The 23,401-nt window shown below is 49.3% G+C and carries 8 protein-coding genes; 6 read left to right on the forward strand and 2 right to left on the reverse strand.

Translation table 11 applies throughout. From position 1 onward, the window contains the following. Positions 1-7: 7 nt before the first annotated feature. The 5 genes from HYN51_RS00100 (at position 8) to HYN51_RS00120 (ending at position 7,607) form a co-directional block, all read left to right on the forward strand. Positions 8-955 (forward strand): OmpA family protein, encoded by a 948-nt coding sequence (locus tag HYN51_RS00100; RefSeq protein ID WP_192878425.1) that lies wholly within the window; start codon positions 8-10, stop codon positions 953-955. A gap of 613 nt (positions 956-1,568) precedes the next feature. After that, on the forward strand, positions 1,569-3,734 hold the full coding sequence (locus tag HYN51_RS00105) for a type I secretion system permease/ATPase (protein WP_108900983.1): 2,166 nt from the start codon (positions 1,569-1,571) through the stop codon (positions 3,732-3,734). Between the two features lie 105 nt (positions 3,735-3,839). Further along, a complete protein-coding gene (locus tag HYN51_RS00110) occupies positions 3,840-5,096 on the forward strand; it encodes an HlyD family type I secretion periplasmic adaptor subunit (RefSeq protein ID WP_108900984.1) in 1,257 nt (418 codons plus the stop codon). Between the two features lie 7 nt (positions 5,097-5,103). Beyond that, on the forward strand, positions 5,104-7,224 hold the full coding sequence (locus tag HYN51_RS00115) for a TolC family protein (protein WP_108900985.1): 2,121 nt from the start codon (positions 5,104-5,106) through the stop codon (positions 7,222-7,224). A gap of 104 nt (positions 7,225-7,328) precedes the next feature. After that, entirely contained in the window at positions 7,329-7,607 is a 279-nt protein-coding gene (locus tag HYN51_RS00120) for a transposase-like zinc-binding domain-containing protein (protein WP_108900986.1), read from the forward strand. A gap of 401 nt (positions 7,608-8,008) precedes the next feature. On the opposite strand, the gene HYN51_RS00125 is transcribed toward HYN51_RS00120, so the two are convergent. Together HYN51_RS00125 and HYN51_RS00130 are read right to left on the reverse strand one after the other, a co-directional pair. Continuing rightward, positions 8,009-8,485 carry an alpha/beta hydrolase family protein gene (locus tag HYN51_RS00125; protein ID WP_108900987.1) on the reverse strand — a complete coding sequence of 159 codons (477 nt, stop codon included), beginning with the start codon at positions 8,483-8,485 and terminating at the stop codon, positions 8,009-8,011. A gap of 45 nt (positions 8,486-8,530) precedes the next feature. Continuing rightward, the gene (locus HYN51_RS00130; protein WP_230513995.1) at positions 8,531-8,869 is read right to left on the reverse strand and encodes a recombinase family protein; all 339 of its coding nucleotides are present in this window, start codon (positions 8,867-8,869) and stop codon (positions 8,531-8,533) included. Positions 8,870-9,976: 1,107 nt separating this feature from the next. Between HYN51_RS00130 and HYN51_RS00135 the strand changes: the two genes are divergently transcribed. Beyond that, a complete protein-coding gene (locus tag HYN51_RS00135; protein ID WP_108900988.1) occupies positions 9,977-23,353 on the forward strand; it encodes an Ig-like domain-containing protein in 13,377 nt (4,458 codons plus the stop codon). The last annotated feature ends 48 nt before the right edge of the window (positions 23,354-23,401 follow it).

Consider the following 23,401-nt stretch of genomic DNA (forward strand, 5'->3'; position numbering starts at 1 on the left):
GTCTGAAGTGAATAAGCTGACAACGCTATTACGCGTATCTGCTGCGGGTGCGATTCCTGCTTTATTAGCCTTCAGCGTAACAGCTGCCAGTGTACCGGCGAATGACGTGATGGAAATCAGTTCAACGGAAGAAGCAGCTACTGTTTCTGCACCGGTAGTACTGACCCATACCGGCACTCAATACGTACCGGTAGCCAGAGTAAGTGAAAATCTGGCTCAGGTGGTGTTCTACCGCCCGGCGGGTGATACAGACGTGGGCGTCTCTAACGTCTACGTCGATCGTGAATTTCAGGGCGCATTAAGAAACGGTGAATTCACCGTGTTCTGTGTGGATCCGGGAAAACACATCATCGAAGCCTACGCGGATGATGCACCGAACTATGGCGGTAAAGCGACGCCAAAATCCATCGCTCGTCTAAACGGCGGAAAAACCTACTTTATCGAAGCTAACCGCGTACCGGGTGTGGGTACACCCATCGTGGTGACTCGTACCCAAGCTGAAAGCAAACTGTTTGGCTACAAAGGTGGCGCAACCATCAACCGTGCCTCCGCAGTACGCGCCTGTGACTACGTTAGCGGCTCACCGTTAGGCAACGTATTGTTCAGCTTTGCCGGTAAAAACGTATCGGATATTGAAGCGGGCGGCACCGAAATCGTCCAAAGCATGGCCAACCACATCAACGGCCTACCTGCTGGCTCGAGTGTCAACATCGTCGGTCATGCAGACCCGGTAGGTAACCCATCATTTAACCAGAAGCTGTCAGTACAACGTGCAGAAACCGTGAAGAAGATGCTGATCTCCTACGGCGTCTCACCATCAGTACTGTCTGTTAGCGGCCAAGGTGCCAACAACCCAACGGTTGACTGCACCGGCCTGCCAAACAACGAACGCAACTTCTGCAACCGTGCTAACCGCCGCGTCGACACTATGATCCAAACCGGCGCAGGTTATTAAGAGTAATGAAGTAAACCAAACCGGTTTGGTACCTGAATTTGTACCAACCGGTTTGATGATTAAAAACAATAGATTCAAAGATAGTAAAACGAATGGTTTTGAATTTATCAAAGCCAATCGGAGGGAGAGGGTGCCGTGGGGGTCGACTTGGCGTAAGCCAACGAAGTGCCCGTAGGCAGCCTAGGCCCGACGCCCACAAGGGTAAAGTACAAACGGTCTTCCGGCCGAGCACAAAGCCGATATGCGCAATATCGTCTTTACGGCCGGAATATCCAAAAGAGCCGAATGGTTTTGAATTTTGAAGTAACCAAAGCCAATCGGAGGGAGAGATTGCCGTTGGGGTCGTAGCAGCTTTAGCTGCCGGAGCGCCCCTAGGGAATCTAGGCCCGACGCCCACAAGGGCAAAGTACAAACGGTCTTCCGGCCGAACATAAAGGCGATATAAGCAACACTGCCTTTACGGCCGGAATATCCACAGAAATAGATTTAATATTTTTAAGCAACACATTTAATCCAATGATATGGACAGCGGATTTCCACCATCAAGAAAACCGAAATCTGCTACCCATATCAAAAAATAGATGAAGCACCAACAACAGGAATAACCAAAACTATGAGTCAGGATTTCGCCCCCGCAACGGACGCACAACAGGACAGCTTACTCTGGTCCGTTCAGTGGCTGGCCGCATACTACAACAAACCAGCCAGCGCTGCGGTGCTGTATGCCGGACTGCCAAAAGAGCCGAAACTCACTGCCCAGCTAGCCCTACGCATGCTGGATCAAATCGGTATGGGGGTCGCCTGGGTAGAACGGGATCTAGACCAACTATTCTCTTATCTGTTCCCGGTCGTGCTCACCCGCAAAGACGGCAGCCACTGTATCGTTACCGAACGCAGCAGCGGCAAAGGCGCCGGTTCCTCCTACCGGGTGATCCTACCGGAAAACGGCGGCGAAGTTACCCTATCGGCGCGGGCTCTGGAAGAGATGTACTCCGGTTACGCCCTGTTGTGTAACCCCAAACCGAAACTGGATGAACGCAGCAACGACTGCCTGCCGGAGCCTAACAAAGAAGGCCACTGGCTGTTCTCCACCCTGTGGCGCTATCGTCATTACTTCGCCAGTGCCGCGCTTGCCGCGCTGTTAGCCAACATCCTGACGCTGGCCTCCACCTTCTTCACCATGAACGTATACGATCGGGTGGTACCGACACAGGCCTATGTGACCCTGTGGTCACTGGGTATCGGTGTGTTTATCGCCATCATTTTTGAATTTATTTCCCGGTTAGTGAGGTCTCACCTGTTTGATATTGCGGGTAAAAAGGCCGACTTATTGTTGGGTACCATGCTGTTCAGAAAGGTACTGGGTATCCGTATGGAGAGCAAACCCCAGTCCTCCGGCGCCTTTGCTAACCAACTGCGTGAATTTGAATCGGTGCGTGACTTCGTTACCTCCGCAACGTTATCAACGTTGTCGGACCTGCCGTTCTGCGTCCTGTTCCTGTTTATTATCTATCTGGTTGCCGGTCCGCTGGTGATTGTACCGCTGTGCGCGGTGCCGATTATCCTGATTGTCAGCCTGTGCGTGCAGTGGCCGCTGGCGAAAAACATGAAGGAAAACCTGCGGGAAATCTCCCTGAAACAGGGGCTACTGATTGAAACCATCGACGGTCTGGAATCGCTGAAAGCCGCGCAGGGTGAAGGTGTGATGCAAAAGCGTTGGGAAGATTTCAGCGCATTAGCGGCTGCCACCTCAATGAAATCTAAAGCCTTGTCCAGCACCACCACCACCTTCGTCAGCTTTATGCAGCAACTAACCACCGTGGCCATCGTTATCTGGGGGGTGTATTTAATCCACGCCGGTGAACTGACGATGGGTTCGATGATCGGTGCAGTCATTTTATCCGGCCGTACCTTGTCGCCACTGGGTTCAGTAGTGGGTCTGACTCTGCGCTTCCAGCAGGCAAAGGCAGCGCTAAGCTCTCTGAATCAACTAATGAAAATGCCTACCGAGCGTGATGAGAATATTCACTACCTGTCGGCCCCGAGCTTTACCGGCAACCTACGCTTAAAGAGCGTCAATTTCAGCTACCCGAGCGGCAACATGATGATGAGCGCACCGGTAGTACTGCAAAAAATTAATATCTCTATTCATCGGGGTGAGCGCGTGGCGATCCTCGGCAGTATCGGCAGCGGCAAATCCACCCTGCTGAAAGTGATGGCGCGCCTGTTCCAACCGGGTGGTGGTCAGTTGATGATTGATAACGTGGATGCCACGCAAGTGGATCCGGCGGACTGGCGCACGTCGGTAGGCTATGTGGGACAGGACAGTCGCTTGTTCTTCGGCACCCTGCGGGAAAACGTCACCATCGGTAACCCATCGGTAGCGACCGAAGCGTTATTACAAGTAGCCCGCATGACCGGGCTGGATAAAGTGGCGATGCGTCATCCGCTGGGGTTTGACATGCCAATTGGTGAAATGGGACAGGGTATTTCCGGCGGTCAGAAACAACTGGTTTCACTGGCTCGCTGTCTGCTACTGAAACCCAAAATTCTGCTAATGGATGAACCCACCAGTTCCATGGATGCCATGACCGAACTGCAGTTTATCAACAAGTTAAAAACCTCCATTACCGATCAAACCGTTGTGCTGGTTACGCACCGCTTCTCACTGCTGGAACTGGTAGACCGACTTATCGTGCTGGATGAGGGCAAGGTGGTGGCGGACGGGCCAAAAGATGAAGTTATCGCCGCCCTGAAAGCCAATGGTAAGGCGCAGTAACCGATGTTTTTAGATAGCGAGCGGCAAGAGTCCACTCGTTATCGACAAGGACGTCAGTAATGGATAGCAACAGATGGCGCGGATAGCGCCGGAGAATACGGTTCAATGACAGACAAGATACAAAAAGTGGGTGGTGGACTACCGGCACCAACAGGAAAAGTAAAAAGCAGCGATCTGCCTTTTATGCGCGACCTGCAGGAAGCGCTGATTGAGCAGAAGACGCCGTTCAGCCTGATCATGCTGTACCTAATCGGCGCGATCCTGATTATCGCCATTGTCTGGGCGAAGTTTGCGCGGGTGGAGGAGATCACTCTGGGAGAGGGGCGGATTATTCCCGCCAGCCGTGAGCAGATTATCCAGAGTCTGGAGGGCGGGATCTTGGAAGAGCTGAACGTGCGCGAAGGGGACATTGTTGAGAAAGGTCAGGTGCTGCTGAAAATTGATCCAACCCGCGCCGGAGCCGTATACCGCGAAGGGGTTTCTAAAGTGATTGGCCTGAGAGCGACCATTGCTCGCCTGCGGGCCGAAGCTTACGGCACTCCGCTGGCGTTCCCGGCGGACGTGATGGCATTGCCCTCGGTAGTAAACGATGAAACTCAGGCCTACAGCGCCCGTAAGCAGACGCTGGACGAGAGCGTAAAAACCCTGCAAACCAGCCTGAAGCTGGCGGAAGACGAGATCAATTTGTCCGAACCGTTGATGAAAAAAGGGCTGATGTCGGAAGTGGAACTGTTAAGAATGCGCCGTCAGGCCAACGAGTTCCGCCTGCAAATTGCCGAGCGTCAGAACCGATTCCGCTCTGAGGCCAACGCCGAACTGAACAAATTTGAAAGCGAGCTGGCACAGAGCGTGGAGAACGTGGCGGCCCGTGAAGACGTAATGAACCGTACCACTATCGTAGCCCCGGTGCGCGGCACGGTGAATAACATCAAAGTGACCACCGTCGGCGGGGTTATCCAACAGGGTGGCGAGATCATGGCGATTATCCCACTGGAAGACCAACTGCTGGTGGAAGCGAAAATCAAACCGTCAGATGTGGCATTCCTACACCCCGGATTGAAAGCTACCGTCAAAATTACCGCCTATGACTACGCCATTTACGGCGGTTTAAGCGGCACGCTAGAACATATCAGTGCCGACACCCTGAAAGACGAAGACAAAATGCGTCAGGGGCGTGGTGATACTACCTATTATCGGGTGTTAGTACGTACTGACAAAGCCGCACTGACCGCCAAAGACAAAGTTTTCCCCATTATGCCGGGCATGATAGCCACGGTAGAAATCAGAACAGGAGAGAAAACCATACTGGATTACATCTTGAAACCAGTGTTAAAGGCCAGAGAAGCGTTCCGGGAGCGGTAAGAAAAATATGAAGATGAAACAACTGGCCCTGCTGACGCTCTCCTTATCAGTGACGGTGACTACCGCCATGTCAGCGCAGGTGGACGATAAATTATTACAGGCCTTGCAGCCGGGGCGTCGTGCGGGTGCGGTAAATCAGCCGCCGCCACCGGCGGTCAAACCTAAAGCGGTTGATATGCTGGTGGCACAGACTGAACCGGTGATGGTGATGCCAACACCCGTTTCTGCCACTCCGGCTCGTGAAGTGACGCCAGCAATTGTTGTGCCTCCAGCCGCTCCGGTGGCGACGGTAGGCCGTGACGGTCATCGCTGGTCGACAGGCAGTAAGCCCGCTGCGGTACCTGTTTCTACTGCCAGTAGTAATAAAGGTTGGGTGCAGGAGACGCCAGATCAGCCAACACCAGAACCAGTCCGTCAGCCATCAGGCCATGATAATCAGGTATTGGAGCTGATGGATATTGACGCGACAGATAACGCACCAAAAGCGGTAGCAAGCAGTACGCCAGCGCCGGTGGTTGTAGCAGAACAAAATCTGAAACAAACCGTTGCAACCGTGACGGTCGGACAGCCAGCCGCATCGGTAAAAGGTTCCGATAATCATGACACCGAGCAGCTTGCTTTTACCGATATTTCAGACCAGATGGATGACATCCCGCCGGCAAGTAAATCGGCATCCTCCAAAGCATTGGTGGATACCCGCCCGGTCACACAATCCGTGCCGGTAATGCAAACCACGGCAGTTAAACCTGTCGTTGGTAACAGCGCAGAAACTGCAACCGAGCAGGATATTCTGAACTGGGTAGTAACGGATACCTCGCTGACCTCGCCAGAAGAGGGACAAGGTGCTGAGATCAACGAGAAGGCTTTCGGATATGCCACCAAACTGCCGGTTGCAGGTAAAGACACTCCATCTATTGAGTTTGTAAAAAGTACCGTACGTCAGGCTCTGAATTTCAGCCCGGAAATTCGCAACGCTCAGGCCGCATTTACCGCCGCCAAATATGATGTAGATGAAATTAAAGGGACCCGTTGGCCGCAGGTGAAAGTGGGCGCTAACTCGCCAGTTTCCAGTTTCGGTAGTGGCTCCAAAAATAATCACTCTTCCGATATTGGTGATACCAGCGGTTCCGTTTCGGTGACTACCACGGTGTATGACTTTGGTAAAACTGGCAGCGGTATCCAAAGTGCGGAAGAACTGTCGAAATCTTCCTTACAGTTGGTGAAGCTAACTCGCAATCAGATCGCTTATCAGACCATCGAAGGACTGCTGGAGTTAAATAAATTCCAGAAAGACATCAAGGTTGCGAAAGCTTATGAGAAACGGATGCTGGATCTGGTGGATATGCTGTCGCAAATCACCCAGACCGATAAAGGCCGGGGCAGTGAGCTGGTTCAGGCCCGTTCTAAACTGCTCCAAGCCCAGACCAACGTTCAGCAACTGGAAAGCAGTTGGCGCGACACCCAAATCAAAATGACCCGACTGTTAGGACGAGAAGTTCAGATACCGGAAAACTTGCAATGGGATGATTCTGCGCTGTCGACTCAAACTATTTTGACTGCGCTGGACCATCACCCGCAGATTCAACGAGCGAAGGCAGATGTTCAGGCCAGCTTGCATAAAGCTGATGCCATCAAATCATCCAGCTACCCGAATATTAACTGGGTGGTGTCAAAAAGTTCCGCCAGAGACAGTAACGGTGATGAGCAGGCCTGGTATACCGGAGTCAACGTAGAGTGGGATCTGTTTACCGGGGGGTCTGCTTCTGCCTCTCAGGCCGCTGCGGTGCAACGTGCACAAGCGACTCAAATGCAGTTCGAGACCACTGTGTTGGAACTGAAATACAAAATCCGCAGCATGATCCAGTCACGGGATTCCGCCTTTGAACGCGCAAAAGAGTTCCGGGCACTGTCATCAGAGACAGACCGGGTCAGAAATATGTTCTATGAACAGTGGTACTACTTGGGTAAGCGCTCACTTCTGGATGTGCTTACCGCAGAGAATGACCATTTTAATAACCAAATTTCGGCAATTAACAACGAGTTTGATGGGTATACCGCCAATATCAGCATCATGACTGAATCGGCAATGTTGTTGGGGTGGCTGGGAATGCCATCGATGAGTGATTGAAGGCGCGATTAATGACGGGAAAATAGCGCCGCTTAGAAGTTAAGTCAGTCTCTGATATTGAGTAAGTTTGATGGACTGGTTTTGTTACCATATGGAGGTTAATAATGAAAAGATATATTCCTATTTGTCACCACTGTAGCGAAGCGGATAGCGTGAAAAAGCATGGCATTGCTAAGTCGGGCCACCAGCGTTATTACTGTGCGTTATGCAAAAAGACATTTCAAACTAACTATATCTATAAGGGCAAAGAGCAGAACATTGTTGCTCTGGTTGAACGTTTGCTTTCCAATGATCTGACGCCGGAGCAGATTAGTAACGAAATCAGAGTGCGACTCTCAACGGTACAACATCATATTAAGCATCTAGAACGGATATCAACTTGATTAAGATAAAGCCAACGTTATATTTTAGTTGGCTATTTTCTATTAGTGGTCATTGCTTAAACGTGAATGTGATTGATTAGAGAGCAGCCTAGATGGCTGCTCCTTTTTTTCTTCAGTGTAAGTAACCACTAACATAATGGGTGAGTGACTTTTTATTATCATTTAATCTTTTATGGGGTTTGAGGGCCATTGAAGTAAAAAACCACATTAAGGAGGCAATCTATTGTTTCAATTAAAATTTAATAAGAAAAAATTTCATTTCATGATAACCGCTGGTAGCGTGAGCATTCGTCTTCCAATGGGCCTGTCCTGAAAATTGTGTAAATGCTTATATTTCGATAACGTATTAAATCAAAAAGGATACAGGCAATGGCTAAAAAAACTCGCTTATCATCTCTCAGCTATTTTATGCCAAGCGATTTGTTGAAGAAGGTTGTTATCTCAACATTGATGCGTTGATGGATCGCGACACGATCCATACCTTTACCATCGGCACATAAATCCGGCATTGCACGGCTCATATCAGGTGAGCACGGTGATAAGAATATGAAATGACCAGCGTTGGGGATGATCTGTAACCAAGCCGCTGTACTCTTCGCCAATGCTATCGCGTTATCATCAGGAGATAATTCTTCATCCTTATCCCCGACAAAAATAAGTAACGGTGACTTAATAGGCTTCAATCCCTCTGGGGTAAAAATGACACTTAAGGGAGCGAGTAGGACGAATGACCGAATACGCAGATCGGCTGATGGGGAGAGTTCGGGACGATCCAGTCTGATGTGTCCCTTTGCTTCGCAGACATGATGGTCGTTGGGACGCTTCGCGCAGTATTCCGCAAGGCGAGTAAGAGTCGGCTTGCCTCCTGCGAGTATCAAGCCTGTGGTTCCACCGGCAGAAAACCCCAAAATAAGATGTCAAAATTAGTTTCGTTTTAACCTGAAATAAGTAGCACGGGAAATTCCCGTTTTCTTCTGGACAGCCTTAAAAGAAAGCTCCTGCTTGATTAGAGCCTGAGCTGAGGAGGTTGTCGGGTGGGGTTTTCTACCAAATCTGACACCGGTAGCCATAGCAGCTACTCTGCCATTATTGGTGCGTTCCAGAATACGTTCAGCTACAGCCGCAAATATCTGAATCACCATCTTCCCCATAGTACCTTCAGTACTCAGTCCATTCTCCAGAAATCGAATGGCGATCCCCTTTTTATAGCACGCATCAACAATGTGGATCATGTCTGCGGTATTGCAGCCAAGCCGATCCATTTTTGTACAAATGGCCCCCGTTATTGATAAATCGATGGTTGCCTGACGAGCGTTGAAATAGAAATCACCTGTAATTCAGGTCGTTTTGTATGTACTCATCCTCTATCCCTATTAACTGATACCGTTTGAAAGAGGCCGCTGCGGGTTAGGCCGCATCATTGTCTCAATCCGTCGTTTGGTGCTCAAGCGTTGATGCGGATCTAATTTTGATAAAAATAGATATAAATTCTTAATTTATTTTTTAAAAGTTAATTTATCTGAATGTTTTGATTTTGAAGTAATTTAATTCCGATTGATTTTTGAGCTAATGTTTTGTAATTGTGTGTTTTTTATATGGCTGGTGGGGTGATTAATCCTTGTTTAAATTAATTTTTATTGGTTTTCATTAGTTATATTTCTTATGTAATTGACATTAACAAGCGTTTACCAATCTCGTTTTTTTTTTTTAAAACATCATGTTTTTACGCTTTTCAAATGATTTAATTGAATTTTAATTTTTTTAAACTGAGTTTTTTATAGCATAAATGCTCAATGATTTTTTGTAATTCATTGTATTAAAAGTGATTTAAAATATTTCTTTCATTTAGCATCATTTTAAAAATGAAATTCTTATATCACGTGTTAAAAATAGCAATAAATTATATTTAATTATTTTTATTTATCATTATTGCGTTGTTTTTTAATTTTAAAATAACTAATTTAATCTGTAATTTTTTAATTTATTTCAAATCTCATACAATTTTAATGACTACTTGTTAGATTTAATATAAAAGCGGATTGTTTTTTATTTTAATAAAGATATTTCTTTATTGAATCGCCTTAGTTGTTTTATTTGTTTATTTATCCAAGTAATTGATTATTAATGTATTTTATTTTATTTTTGCAATTGAGTTTATATGAAAATTAACGAAATCAACTTATTTTTATATAAAATAAACAACATTTTATTTGTTATTTTTTGTGGAGTTTAAGCGGGGTTTTAAGTTATTATGTCGACCATTTTTAATATGCGGATTTTAGACCGCAAATTTTATAATTTTTTTGGTTATGGTTTTTTGCCTAACCATGTTTTTCTGGGAATGAATAGGGATAAGGAGCTATTCTCGTATGAATAATAATGTCAGCTTATTGGTCAATTCAGGAAGTAGTACCTCACAGGTTATTTCTCTTAATGCAGGGAAACCTATCAAGATTAAAATCCAGCCGGGCTGCAAATATCTGTTAAAAAATAAAAACGATAACTATGCCCCGGAAAACGTGACTCTACAGCGTAATGGTGATGATCTGTATGTTGTTTTAGAAGGTGACTCTGCCCCCGCTATCGTTATTCAGGACTATTACGTTTCTGGCAACAATGAACCCCTATTAGGTATGGCTGAGGATGGTCAACTTTATGCCTATGTGGTGACGGATGGCTCTTCATTGGGTGAAGGTTACCAATTTGAGAATGGGGCTTTTTCTGCCGTCGCGCTGGGTGGCATGCCTTTAGGTGATGGTGCATATCTCTTTAACGACACGGACCATGATTTTGATTTGCTGGCATTATGGCCTTGGTTTCTTGGCGTAGCCGCGCTGGGTGCATTAGCCGCGGTGGCTTTCAATAACGATGATGACAACAGCTCGCCACCCGCACCACAACCGGCTTCAGTGCCAACCCTTAGTGGGGCAATGGATGCGACTGGCGACATTACTGGCCCTATTGTTTATGGCTCTTCAACGGATGAAAAAAATCCGACCATTTATGGTACCGGTGATGCCGGTAATACCATCACCATTTATGATAACGGTAATGCCATTGGTAATACGGTTGTTGCCGCGAATGGTCAGTGGAGCTTTAAGCCTGCTGTTGCATTAAGCGAAGGCGATCATAAGATTACCATTACCCAAACGAACCCTTCTGGCTTAACCAGCGCGCCATCGGATGATTTCTCCTTTACCGTTGATACTTCAGCGCCATCAAAGCCTCTGTTTGGCGAAATTATTGATGATGTTGGCGCTATTCAGGGCCCGATTGCTAATGGTGATGTAACGGATGATGCCCGCCCAGAAATGAGAGGGACTGGGGAACCTGGTGATACCATCACGATTTATATTAATGGTAAAGAGTCCGGAAAAACGATTATCGACGCTCAGGGGAAGTGGAGTTTTACCCCTGCAACAGATTTAGCCGACGGTGACTATCAAATAACTATCACAGAATCGGATAAGGCCGGCAATATCAGCCCGACTTCATCAACCTTTGATTTTACCGTCGATACAACCTCGCCGGTGATGCCGACCATTGATGCTGCTATTGATGATGTGGGTACTATTCAGGGCCGATTGAACAACGGTGGAATGACCGATGACTCAACGCCAACGCTGATCGGTAGAGCCGAGATAAACAGTATCGTGAAGGTGTACGATGGTTCAACACTGTTAGGTTCTGCGGTTGCCAACGGGATAACCGGTGAGTGGAGTTTTACACCGGCTAAACCTATTTCAGAAGGTAAGCATTCGTTTCATATTACCTCGACAGATAAGGCCGGAAATACCAGCCAGCCATCAGCAGACTTTACGCTGACAACCGACTATACCCCACCCGATCGCAGCAAGCTGGCAATTACCGGTGTTGACGATCAAGAAGGTGCGACTACCGGTAATGTCATCAACAATGGTATGACGGATGATACCCGCCCAACCATTAGCGGTACCGGTACTGCAGGTGACACCATCGTGGTGTACGTGAAAGATGCGACGGGGAACCATGAAATTGGTAGCACGCTGGTTGATGCTGATGGCAAGTGGAGCTTGCAACCGATGAGCCCGTTGCTGCCAGGAAATAACCAGTTCACTGCCGTTGAAAGCGATCCGGTAGGTAATGCCACTACGCCAAGCGATCCATACAGCATTAATTTGGATATTGTTAAACCTATTGAACCCGTCATTGTTAACATACTGGATGATGTTGGCCCAATTAAAGGGCCGCTGCAAAAAGGCAGCATTACTGACGATAATCAACCCACCATTACCGGTACGGCTGAAGCGGGTCATACCGTTCGTGTTTATGATGGTGTATCGCTGGTGGGTTCAGCGGTAGCGAATAGTAAAGGTGTCTGGACATTAACACCAACAACCGCATTGGCTGATGGTAAGCACAGCATTACTGCGACAGCAACCAATCCTGACGGACGGACCGGTAAACCTACCGGTATTTTTGACTTTGAAGTAGATACCAAATTACCGGATGCGATAGAAAGCCTCGTGGTCAGCGATAACGTCGGTGAGCAACAGGGGCCATTAAGCAACGGAGATACCACGGATGACAGTACGCCAACCTTCAGTGGTAAGGCTGGCGCTGAGACCACGGTCACCATTTATGATAATGGCAATAAGATTGGTGAAGCGAAGGTTGATTCTGAAGGGGATTGGGTATTCGTTCCGAGTTCGGCACTACCGGATGGTAAGCACGAATTTACCGCAACGGTGACGGATAAAGCCGGGAATACTAATGCAGAAGGTACGGGGCTGTCGGTTATTATTGATACCTCCAAAGTTCTGATCAGTATTAGCGCGTTAATTGACAACGTCGGCGATATCACCGGTAGTATAAAACCTAATAGTACAACGGATGATACACGTCCAGAAATCATTGGGCAGGGTAAAGTTGGTAGCCTAGTTAAGATTTATGATGGTAAGACGCTGCTGGGGCAAACCACCGTCAAAGCCGATGGGACTTGGAGCTTTACGCCGGAAAATGATTTAAAAGAAGGTAAGCACAGTATTACCGCAACGGCGACCGATCTGTCTGGAAATGTGAGTAGTCCAACTGCTGTATTCGAATTTATCGTCGATATTTCGGCACCGTCAATTCCTACTATCGAATCGGCAAAAGACGATGTCGGTTCAATACAGGGCCAACTTAGCAGCGGTGGTATAACCGATGACTCTACGCCAACCCTGACCGGCAAAGCAGAAAAAAGCAGTATCGTCACGGTGTATGATGGCATCATTCTATTAGGTTCTGTTGTTGCGGATGGCGTAAACGGCGAGTGGAGTTTTACACCAGCAACCCCTATTTCTGAAGGTGAACATAAGTTCCGCGTCACCGCAACGGATGCCGCAGGCAATATTAGCAAGCCATCAGCGGACTTCTTGTTGACTACCGATTACACCAGCCCGGATGGCGCTAAGTTAGCGATTACGGGTGTCGATGATAAGGTTGGAGAGATTACCGGCAATATTACCAGTGGTGGTTCAACGGATGACAGTCGTCCTACTATCAGCGGTACTGGTACTGCTGGTGACACCATTGTGGTATATGCCAAAGATGCCGAGGGTAACCATGAAATTGGTAGCACGACGGTAAATGCTAACGGCAAGTGGAGCCTGCAACCTGTTTCTCCATTACTGCCGGGCAATAATGAATTTACCGCCATTGAAATGGATCCGGTAGGCAATAGCACTGACCCAAGTGCACCCTACAGTATCAAACTGGATGTGAGCAAACCGCTTGATCCTACTATCGTCAACGTACTGGATGATGTAGGGCCAATCACTGAGCCGCTGCAAAAAGGTGATGTTACTGACGATAATAAACCAACCATCGTGGGTACTGCACAAGCAGGTCATACCGTGCGCGTTTATGATGGGGTTACGCTGTTAGGGTCAGTGGTATCCGATAGTAAAGGGGTCTGGACGTTTACACCTGTGACCGAATTGGTTGATGGTAAACACACTATAACCGCAACGGCTACCAGCGCCATCGGTCAGACCAGCAAACCTACGGGTGACTTCGACTTTGAAGTAGATACGAAGGCACCAAGTGCGGTAGAAAATCTGGTTATCAAAGACAACGTTGGCGATTACACCGGCGTACTGGTTAACGGAGATACTACCGACGACAATACCCCAACCTTTGAAGGCAAGGCTGAAGCTGGCAGTGTGGTTACGGTTTACGATAAGGGCTCTGCCATTGGTTCAACCAAAGCGGATATGGATGGTAAATGGTCGTTTACGCCGAGTGAATCACTGACTGATGGCGACTATACGTTCAGCACTAAAGTCACCGACAAAGCCGGTAACACCGGCGTGGCAAGCCCTGAAGTGAATATCACCATTGATACCAGTGATGTTTTAGTGAGTATCACTCGACTGGTCGATAACGTCGGAAGTATCACCGGTAATATCACTCCGGCAGGCGTAACCGATGATGTCCGTCCTGAAATTATCGGGACAGGGAAATCTGGCAGCATTATTAATCTGTATGACAATGGCGGTACGTTGCTGGGCTCTACTACGGCTAAGTCTGACGGTAGTTGGAGCTTTACACCATCCTCCGATCTGAGTCAGGGAGCCCACAGTATTACGGCTACCGCGACTGATAAAGCGGGCAACACCAGCAAGCCGAGTTCAGCGTTTACATTCTCGGTAGATATCGTAGCGCCAGAGATCCCAACCATTGAATCCGCGCAAGATGACGTAGGTTCAATGCAGGGTCAACTAACCAGCGGCAGTATGACGGATGACCCGACGCCAACCCTGAGCGGTAAGGCTGAAAACGGCAGCATCGTGAAGGTGTATGACGGCAGCATTCTGTTAGGTTCGACCGTCGCAGACGATACCACTGGCGAGTGGCACTTCACGCCCGTCACACCAATTATTGAAGGCGCACACAAGTTCCATGCTACCGCCACCGATGCAGCGGGTAATACCAGCAAGCCGTCAGCGGACTTCTCTCTGATTACCGATTACACCGTACCGGATGTCAGCAAACTGACAATCACCGATGTGGACGATCAGGCTGGACTAAAAACCGGTACCGTGAAGCCGGGTGAAACCACGGATGATACGCGTCCAACCATCAGCGGTACCGGCACCAAAGGGGACACTATTATTGTGTTCACGACGGACAGCTCCGGTAAGCATGAGATCGGTAGCGCTATTGTGGATGCAAGCGGCAAGTGGAACCTGAAACCAACCTCACCACTGTTACCGGGTAAAAATGATTTTACCGCGATGGAAGTGGATCCGGTGGGCAATCAGGCGGGACCTAGTGCGGAATACAGCATTTCAGTCAGTATTACACCGCCAGAACCACCGGTGATCACCCGGGTGGAAGACAATGTGGGTAATGCCGATAATGCCATCGTGGCAATACAAAAAGGCGCGGTCACGAATGACAACACGCCAACGCTGGTGGGTACTGCGGTAGCCAACGGTATTGTGACCATTTACAACAATGATGTGGCAATTGGTTCAGTGAAAGTTGGGGCGGACAGTCAGTGGACCTTTACGCCATCGCCGGCGCTGAAGGATGGGACATACGCTATCCGGGCCGATGCCAGCGATCCGATTGGTCAGCTCAGCGTTAAGACCGGTATTTTTGATTTTACGGTAGATACGACGCCTCCAGGTAAAGCAGAAAATCTGGTGGTCACTGATAATGAAGGCAGCGTTACCGGGGCACTGACCAGCGGTGATACCACCGATGACAGCACGCCAACCTTTAGCGGTAAGGCGGAAGCCAACTGTACCGTAACGGTATATAACGGCTCGACAGTGGTGGGCGTCACTACGGCAGACAGTAACGGCAACTGGCAACTGACGCCGAGTGTGGCACTGAAAGATGGTGACTATATCTTCACCACCAAAGTGACCGATCCGGCAGGTAACACCGGCGCGGCAACGGATGATTTTAAACTGACCATTGATACCAGCAAAGTGACGGTGAAAATTACGCATCTGGTGGATGATGTTGCCGCCATTACCGGTGATATCACACCAAACGGCGTAACCAACGATGCCCGCCCAGAAATTATCGGCGAGGGTAAACTTGGCAGCATTATCAAGGTGTATGACAACGAGAGTACGCTGCTGGGCTCCACCACGGTGAAAGCGGATGGTACTTGGAGTTTTACCCCAGCAACAGCGCTGAGTGAGAACAGTCACAGCATCACGGCGACGGCCACCGACAAGGCGGGTAATACCAGCGCACCAACTTCGCCATTTGTGTTCTCGGTGGATACGCTGAAGCCAGAGAAGCCAACCATCGAGTCAGCAAAAGATGACGTGGGCGATATGCAAGGCACTCTGGTGAACAACGGCTGGACAGATGATCCGACGCCAACCCTGAGCGGCAAAGCCGAGAAGGGCAGCATCGTGAAGGTCTATGACGGCGACGGTCTGTTGGGGTCAGTTATCGCAAACAGCGATACGGGTACATGGAGCTTTACACCGGTATCAGGCTTGGCGGAAGGCGAGCATACCTTTACGGTCACCGCCACGGACAAAGCGGGTAATGTCAGCGACGCATCCAACAATTTCGTTCTGAATATGGATTTCACCATTCCGGACATCAGCAAGCTGAAAATCACCGATGTAGACGATCAGGTTGGGTTGAAAACCGGTACCGTACTGGCGGGTGAAACCACCGATGACACCCGTCCAACCATCAGCGGCACGGGTACCAAAGGGGATGTGATTATTGTCTCCACCAAAGACAGTTCCGGTAAGCATGTGATTGGTAGTACCACTGTGGGTGACGACGGTAAGTGGAGCCTGAAACCTGTTTCACCATTACTGCCGGGCAAAAATGATTTCTCTGCGATGGAAATCGATCCGGTAGGCAATAAGGCGGGGCCAAGCGCGGAATACAGCATTTCAGTCAGTATTACACAGCCAGAGCCGCCGGTGATCACCCGGGTGGAAGACAATGTGGGTAATGCCGACAATGCCGTCGTAGCAATACAAAAAGGTGCGGTCACGAATGACAACACGCCAACGCTAGTGGGTACTGCGGTAGCCAACGGTATTGTGACCATTTACAACAATGATGTGGCAATTGGTTCAGTGAAAGTTGGGGCGGACAGCCAGTGGACCTTTACGCCATCGCCGGCGCTGAAGGATGGAACATACGCTATCCGGGCCGATGCCAGCGATCCGATTGGTCAGCTCAGCGTTAAGACCGGTATTTTTGATTTCACGGTAGATACGACGCCTCCAGGTAAAGCAGAAAATCTGGTGGTCACTGATAATGAAGGCAGCGTTACCGGGGCACTGACCAGCGGTGATACCACCGATGACAGCACGCCAACCTTTAGCGGTAAGGCGGAAGCCAACTGTACCGTAACGGTATATAACGGCTCGACAGTGGTGGGCGTCACCACGGCAGACAGTAACGGCAACTGGCAACTGACGCCGAGTGTGGCACTGAAAGATGGTGACTATACCTTCACCACCAAAGTGACCGATCCGGCAGGCAACACCGGCGCGGCAACGGATGATTTTAAACTGACCATTGATACCAGCAAAGTAACGGTGAAAATTACGCATCTGGTGGATGATGTTGCCGCCATTACCGGTGATATCACACCAAACGGCGTAACCAACGATGCCCGTCCGGAAATTATCGGTGAAGGTAAAGTCGGCAGCATTATCAAGGTGTATGACAACGAGAGTACGCTGCTGGGCTCCACCTCGGTGAAGGCGGATGGTACTTGGAGCTTTACCCCATCAACGGATCTGAGTGAGAACAGTCACAGCATCACGGCGACGGCCACCGACAAGGCGGGTAACACCAGTGCGGCCACCACGCCGTTTGTGTTCTCGGTGGATACGATCAAACCAGAGAAGCCAACCATCGAGTCAGCAAAAGATGACGTAGGTGATATGCAAGGCACTCTGGTGAACAACGGCTGGACGGATGACCCGACGCCAACCCTGAGCGGCAAAGCCGAGAAGGGCAGCATCGTGAAGGTTTACGACGGCGACGGTCTGCTGGGTTCAGTCGTGGCTAACATCAGTACGGGCACATGGAGCTTTACACCAGAATCAGGCCTAGCAGAAGGCGCACATACCTTTACGGTCACCGCCACGGACAAAGCGGGTAATGTCAGCGACGCATCCAACAATTTCGTTCTGAATATGGACTTCACCATTCCGGACATCAGCAAGCTGAAAATCACCGATGTAGACGATCAGGTTGGGTTAAAAACCGGTACCGTACTGGCGGGTGAAACCACCGATGACACCCGTCCAACCATCAGCGGCACGGGTACCAAAGGAGATGTGATTATTGTCTCCTCTAAAGACAGTTCCGGTAAGAATGTAATTGGTAGTACCACTGTGGGTGACGACGGTAAGTGGAGCCTGAAACCTGTTTCACCATTATTGCCGGGCAAAAATGATTTATCGGCGATGGAAATCGATCCGGTAGGCAATAAGGCGGGGCCAAGTGCGGAATACAGCATTTCAGTCAGTATTACGCCGCCAGAGCCGCCGGTGATCACCCGAGTGGAAGACAATGTGGGCAATGCCGACAATGCGGTCGTGGCAATACAAAAAGGTGCGGTCACGAATGACAACACGCCAACGCTGGTAGGTAGCGCAGTAGCTAATGGTATCGTGACTATTTACAACAATGGCGTGGCGATTGGTTCGGTGAAAGTCGGGGCGGACAGCCAGTGGACCTTTACGCCATCACCGGCGCTGAAGGATGGTTTGTACACTATTCAGGCAGATGCTATCAACACTGTTGGTCAGAGCAGCGTTAAGACCGGTATTTTTGATTTCACTGTGGATACGACGCCTCCGGGTAAAGCAGAAAATCTGGTGGTCACCGATAACGAAGGGAGCTCTACTGGGGCACTGACCAGCGGTGATACCACCGATGACAGCACGCCAACCTTTAGCGGTAAGGCGGAAGCCAACTGTACCGTAACGGTATATAACGGCTCGACGGTGGTGGGTGTCACCACGGTGGACAGTAACGGCAACTGGCAACTGACGCCGAGTGTGGCACTGAAAGATGGTGACTATACCTTTACCACCAAAGTGACCGATCCGGCAGGCAACACCGGCGCGGCAACGGATGATTTTAAACTGACCATTGATACCAGCAAAGTAACGGTGAAAATTACGCATCTGGTGGATGATGTTGCCGCTATAACCGGTGATATTGCCCAGAATGGGGTGACCAATGACGCCCGTCCGGAAATTATCGGTGAAGGTAAACTCGACAGCATTATCAAGGTGTATGACAACGAGAGTACGCTGCTGGGCTCCACCACGGTGAAGGCGGATGGTACTTGGAGCTTTACCCCATCAACGGATCTGAGTGAGAACAGCCACAGCATCACGGCAACCGCCACCGATAAAACGGGTAATACCAGTGCGGCAACTACACCGTTTGTGTTCTTGGTGGATACGATCAAACCAGAGAAGCCAACCATTGAGTCGGCAAAAGATGACGTGGGCGATATTCAGGACACGCTGGCGAACAATGGCTGGACGGATGATCCGACACCAACCCTGAACGGTAAAGCCGAGAAGGGCAGTATCGTGAAGGTCTATGACGGTGACGGTTTGTTGGGGTCAGTGATCGCAAACAGTGATACCGGGGCATGGAGCTTTACGCCGGAATCTGGTCTAGATGAAGGTGCACATACCTTTACGGTCACCGCGATGGATAAAGCGGGTAACACCAGCGATGCATCGACGAGTTTCATTCTGAATCTGGACTTCACTATACCGGATATCAGTAAGCTAAAAATCACGGGTGTTACTGATAATGTTGGTAAATCAACCGGTGAAATAGCTGACGGTGGGGCGACAGATGACAATATCCCGACTATTCACGGTACCGCAACCGCCGGTGATACCATTATTGTTTATGTCGAGAACTCTAAAGACGGCAGCAATAAAAAAGAGTTGGGACGTACCACGGTAGACAGCAGTGGCAACTGGAAACTGGACCCAGCTACCGCACTGGCTGACGGTGGTTATAAGTTTACGGCTGTGGAGATGGATCTGGCGGGGAATAAGACGCCTCCAACTACCGGGTACATCATCACTATAGATACCTACATTCCTGTTGCTAAGTCTGAGATTTTGACCGTTACTGACAACGTTGGCCCAACACAAGGCGACTTTAACTCGGGTGCTTATATTGACGACAGCACGCCAGTACTGAACGGAAAAATTATCGGAGTGCTGGGGGCTAAAGATCGAGTGGCCATTTTCGAAGATGGCATTGAAATCGGTACGGTCACGGTCACGGGTCAAACTTGGAAGTTTGAGATTTCAACGGCTTCCCTGAGCGGTGGGCGGGAACATATTTACACCTCGGCAGTTGTCAGCGCAGCCAATATTGAAGGTGATATGTCCGATGAGTTTAAGTTGACCAGCGTGGTGGAAATCAACGCTCAAACGACACTAGATACTACCCCGATTATCAGTGGTCGTATCCCGTACTCATTGGATGACAGTATGTATCTGACGGTTACGGTGAATGGAAAAACCTACAGCTCCCTGACGGGGGTGGTGGTGGTCGATACGGTGAACTCTACTTGGTATGTGCAGCTTCCGGCAGGGGATGCCCTGGCGGTCGGTACTTACGAAGTTGCAGCGAAGATCAATAGCACGACCAAGACTGGTACTTGGGATATGACGGCCAATGAGCTGATTATTGCCCCAACGCCGGCGGTTATTATCGATGTTGATGGTGTCGACGGTAACAACAAAGGTACGACGGTTACCATGAACAATCAGGGTGGCTGGCAGTTGTTCACCAATCAGGCGGTATTGGACAGTAGCGCAACCAGTAACAGCACTATTGGTGAGTTTAAAATGACCGTTCTGACGCCGAATACCGGGGGTGCGGGTTATGGTGCTGGTGACATGAACATGGTGCAAAACGCCACTTTTGTTGACTTTAACCGCGATGGTTATATGGACATTCTGGGTATCGATAGCCGCTACTCCAATGGTCAACAGATGTTCATCAACAACGCCGATGGTACCTATACCGCTAAACAAATGGCTGACACCTACAAGGCCGGCGATGATTTAGCTAATACCTATAGTTGGTACGGCGGCGTTGTGGCTATCGATCTGATGGGTGACGGGTATGTTGACTTGTTAGTGGGAGACCAAACGCCAAATGATGCGAATGCCGAAGGCGGTTACAACTCACAGATTGTTTTCAATAACGGCGGCGTATTTATTAAGGACGACTGGTACACCGATTCTCGTGCTAACGGCGGTAAAAATACCGGCAACGCCACATTTGACCAAGAGTTATCCGGTGTCGATTTGGATAACAACGGTACTATTGATGTGGTATTCCATGCCACTTCTGGCAGCAATAAATTGGGTGCAGCCGATGGTAACGGTGCAACTAATGGTAGTAGTAATCGCTTAGTTGTTGCGAAGAATGACGGTAACGGTAAGTTGTCGACATCGCAGATGATTAGCGATGTGTTCCGCTATCAGGGCGATCCGAATGTGGCTAATGAACCGTCCATGACTTGGGCCGATTTCAATGGTGACGGCTATATGGACCTGTTCCTTGGCTCAGTCAATGGTAACAGTACCACCGAGAAGAACAGCACTATCTACTTTAACGATGGTCTGGGTAATCTGATGTCGTCGAACTCTACCGGTATTGGTACTTCTACCGGCACCTATAAGTTCAATGACACTGTGCTGGGTGGCGCTTCCCTGACGATGGACTGGAATGGCGATGGTAAGATGGACATCGTTGAGGCACCACAAATTGGTTCCTCTGGCGGTACTATCAATATGTACACCAATACCACCACAGGCGGAACGGTAGGTTTCTCCACCAGCTACCTACAGTCAAACTCGACTTTTGGTGCCAGCGCCAGTACCGGCAAGGTATTTACCGGTAGTATCAGTGGTTCTGGTACCGTGAGCGGTAACCCGGTTACCGGGATGATCAGTATCGATCTGGATTATGATGGTGCGAAAGATCTGCTGATTTTCACCTCCAATGGCAAATCAACCTATGTGCATAATCAAAACGTTATTGCCGATGGCACTAGCCTGCATCTGCGTATTGTTGATGCCCAAGGGTTGACCGTATTCTATGGCAATACGGTGCAGTTGATTGACTCGAAAGGCAAAGTAGTCGCGACTCAAATGATCAACCCGCAGGCCGGTGGGCAGGGTAACGAAAGTACCAGCATCGTCGACTTCTACGGGTTGAATCCAACGGAGACCTATAGCGTTGTGATGCTACGCAATGTGGCTGGGGTTTCTCAGGATATCGGTGGCGTGGCGAGCGTAGGAACGAACACCATTGAGAACGTTAATCTGGGTTGGGCCAACATCAAGGCGGGTGCGGCTAACGAAGCACTGGTTCTGACGGCTGAGGCGGGTACTAACACCTCTAATACCCTGAGTAGTGGCATTGTGGGTACGGGCTATAACGATACCTTTATGGCCACTCAGGGTACTAAGAAGTATGAAGGCGGTGGTGGTACCACCACGATGTCCGACTATAAGACTTGGACCAATACTGGTGGTGTGGACATCGTTGACTTCAAACTGGCGGGTAATACTGCACTGACCATTGATATGTCGAAAGCCGGAGCGCAGGTCACCGGTTGGAACACCGTAACCTTGAGCAATATCGAAGGGATTTCTGGTGCTGCGGGTAATGACATCTTTACCGACAACAGTGGTGATAACGTGTTTGAAGGCCGTGGGGGTAACGATACTTTCCATCTGATCAACGGTGGTCGCGATACCCTGATGTACAAAGTATTGCCTGACCTGAATGGTGATGGTCGTGGCGGAAACGGCAGCGATACCGTGAAAGGCTTTACTCTAGGGGCCTGGGAAGCAACGCCAGATGCAGACTGTATCAACGTTAAAGATATGCTAGTTGGATACAGCTACGGTGGCGGTGCCAGTTGGATCAACGGGGTGGCGACGATGGCTGCCGGTGAAACTATCGGCAATTACCTGAAGGTCACTGCTAGCGGGGATAACACCCAAGTGTATATCGACCGTGATGGTACCGGTGGTGCTTACGGCTCTGAGCTGCTATTAACGCTGGAAGGTGTGAAGACCGATCTCGTTACGCTAATGGCTAACCATCAGGTTGAACTGGGTAGTAAGGCCTCCGTATCGTCAGGATTGAAGTCACTGCTGTCTATCAGCCAAATGTATACCTCTGGTGATGACATGATGTTTGGCACTGATAAGGCAGACATCTTGATGGGTGGTTTGGGTAACGATACTTTTGTTGGCGTCGGTAGTGGTGATAACATTATGGGCGGAGCGGGTAACGACGTTATCAAATTGGCCTCAACAGATTTCGACTTTATTTCTGGTGATGAGGGCATCGACACCCTGATTCTGGAGACCAAAGGTGAACTGTTAGACCTGAGCATGTTGAAAGACAAGTTGCACTCAGTGGAGATTTTCGACATGGGTGATGGCCAAAACACCATGAAAGTCTCTCTGGATGATGTTCTGCGCTTGGGTTCAGAAGAGCTGGCAATCAACAGCGGTGATAAAGCGATTATCGTCAATGGTGAAGAGGGCAGCACACTGAAGTTAGAGAGTGGCGATGGTCAGTGGGCTATATCACAAAGCCATTACCAACATGCGGGTAATACTTATAATGTTTGGACTCTTGGTGCTTCAGGTATCGAAGTACTGGTTGAGAACACCGTTAATCCAATCATTATGTAACTAAGTAAAAGCAACCGCCGTAAGGCGGTTGCTTTAGTTTTATAAAAA

Source organism: Limnobaculum parvum, from assembly GCF_003096015.2.
GTDB classification, from domain to species: Bacteria; Pseudomonadota; Gammaproteobacteria; order Enterobacterales; family Enterobacteriaceae; genus Limnobaculum; species Limnobaculum parvum.